At 61.9% G+C, this 381-nt stretch carries 1 protein-coding gene; it reads right to left on the bottom strand.

All coding sequences use genetic code 11. The annotated features are described in order from the left end of the window. The coding region (locus RNB18_RS53495; RefSeq protein WP_311721244.1) for a hypothetical protein at positions 1–235 on the bottom strand (235 nt) is incomplete at its 3' end. Positions 236–381: the final 146 nt, after the last annotated feature.

The raw sequence follows: 381 nt of genomic DNA, 5'->3' as shown, positions 1-381 counted from the left end.
GATTCCAGCTGTCGACGCCGGAGACGTGTCCGCTCTTGATGAACGCCATCGTCGGGAATCCCGGGGCCGTCAGGTAGGCGCGCAGATTGAAATCGAAGTCGCCGAGGATGCTGCTGCTGTGCATATGGAACTTCACGTGGTAGTCGCCGTTGTCGCTGACGTCGACATCGACCCATCCACCCAACGGCGTTCCGGACGGTGTGGTGACGACTCCGTGGAAGGTACGAGTTGCCATGTGCGCGAACCCCTTCGCCTGTGTGATTGCTGACCTGCACAATCGTTCAGGGGGGGCAGCCGCGGTCGGTAGCGTAGCGCGCTACTCGAATCCCGGCGTCAAGCGTTGCTTTTCAGCGCTCGCCGTACTCCAGTGGCGGTTCCGAC

It is taken from the genome of Streptomyces doebereineriae (assembly GCF_031845645.1).
Lineage (GTDB): Bacteria > Actinomycetota > Actinomycetes > Streptomycetales > Streptomycetaceae > Streptomyces > Streptomyces canus.
Note: the sequence above shows the minus strand (reverse complement) of the source record. Positions and strands in the feature narration are given on the sequence as shown.